Here is a 1764-nt window from a genome sequence, read left to right on the forward strand (position 1 = left end):
GAGGGTAAAAACTCTTTTTGTGAAAATAGATTTAAACGGTATCAAGTTTGGATTTTTAAGAACGCATTCTTAGTTCTGGAAAAGAGCCAGCGGCAGGCTGAGGTGATAGGTACGAGATTGCATGCAATCTCTAGTGCTCTGTCTATCCTGCATTATCCTCAGCATTATCCTCAGCATTATCCTCAGCATTATCCTCAGCCTTGCCAACTCGACACCAATGCAGGATAGACAATCCGATGTCAAATGTTAACACTCTGCGAGTGGTACATTTTCCCCGGATTATCGTCCTGAGCCTGCCGCTGGCTCTCTTTCTACCGCCTCGCTTTGCTCGTTGCTCAACGCCTCACAGACACGGATTAAAATCCGCATCCGTTCACCGTTTTTTAAAGTCCGTTAAAAGCATGATGCCATCTCCGAGAGTTAATCTCGTCAAATGCTAAATCGTGGGGGTCCCCTTTGGGGTTCCGATTTAGTGATTGACGACACCACCGATTAAAAAACTTATGCGGGGTGGATGGTTTCACGAAGTGAGGCCATCCACCTGTAAGACAGGGTTTTGTTTTTATTCCCTGTTTTGGTGATCGGGTGTGTGGAAAAGGTTGGGGTAAGCCGTTCGGGGGTGCTTGTTTTGGGGGGTTAAAATTGTGGTTATTTTTTGCGCAATTCTCGCGCGTGATCCTTGTATTTATACTTAAGGGATAAATGGCGGATATGAAATAGTGGTTTAGCCCAGTAATGACGAGGCTTTGAGTGGGTTTTGACAGGTCAAAGAAAATGGAGCAGAATTGAGGCGTTTTTAATCGGCGTTGGGGAGTGCGTCAACACTCCCCAACATTTCGAATGTGTCACCTCAGCGGCAAACTCTGGTGACATGTACTGGCTCGCAATGCACAGGTACGTGATGAATATACCACATCAAATCACAGCCTGCCCAGATCGGAGCAGGCTTAATGTCAGAAGATAAATTCCTTTCGGACTACAGCCCCCGTGATGCAGTTTGGGATACCCAGCGCACGCTTACCGATTCTGTCGGGGGTATCTACCAGACTGCTGCTGAATTCGAGCGCTATGCACTCCGTATGGCCTCCTGTAGCGGTTTGTTACGTTTTGGTTGGTCTACCATCATGGAAACCGGAGAAACGCGCCTACGGCTTCGTAGTGCGCAATTTTGCCGTGTCCGTCATTGCCCTGTCTGCCAGTGGAGAAGAACCCTCATGTGGCAAGCCCGTTTTTATCAGGCTCTACCGAAAATCGTTGTGGATTACCCGTCTTCCCGATGGTTGTTTCTGACGTTAACTGTCAGGAACTGCGAGATAGGTGAACTTGGAACAGTCCTTACAGCAATGAATGCGGCGTTTAAGCGAATGGAAAAGCGAAAGGAGCTATCACCTGTTCAGGGGTGGATCAGGGCTACGGAGGTGACGCGAGGTAAGGATGGCAGCGCACATCCGCATTTTCACTGTCTGCTGATGGTGCAACCTTCTTGGTTTAAAGGGAAGAACTACGTTAAGCACGAACGTTGGGTAGAACTCTGGCGCGATTGCTTGCGGGTGAACTATGAGCCGAATATCGATATTCGGGCAGTAAAAACTAAGACAGGTGAGGTTGTGGCCAACGTTGCCGAGCAACTGCAAAGCGCGGTTGCTGAAACGCTGAAATACTCCGTTAAACCGGAAGATATGGCAAACGATCCTGAGTGGTTTCTTGAGCTGACGCGGCAGCTTCACAAGCGCCGTTTTATCTCGACCGGTGGGGCGCTAAAAA

At 48.6% G+C, this 1764-nt stretch carries 2 protein-coding genes; both read left to right on the top strand.

The window, feature by feature from the left end; all coding sequences use genetic code 11:
• Nucleotides 1–228, top strand: a 228-nt coding sequence (locus QP752_RS11155) for a hypothetical protein (RefSeq protein ID WP_284805529.1), incomplete at its 5' end; no start/stop codon positions are given.
• 722 nt (nucleotides 229–950) lie between these two features.
• A partial coding sequence (locus QP752_RS11160; RefSeq protein ID WP_065553125.1) for a protein rep occupies nucleotides 951–1764 on the top strand: 814 nt, incomplete at its 3' end.

Origin of the sequence: Corynebacterium sp. UMB10321 (assembly GCF_030228725.1) — a bacterium.
Lineage (GTDB): Bacteria > Actinomycetota > Actinomycetes > Mycobacteriales > Mycobacteriaceae > Corynebacterium > Corynebacterium pseudogenitalium.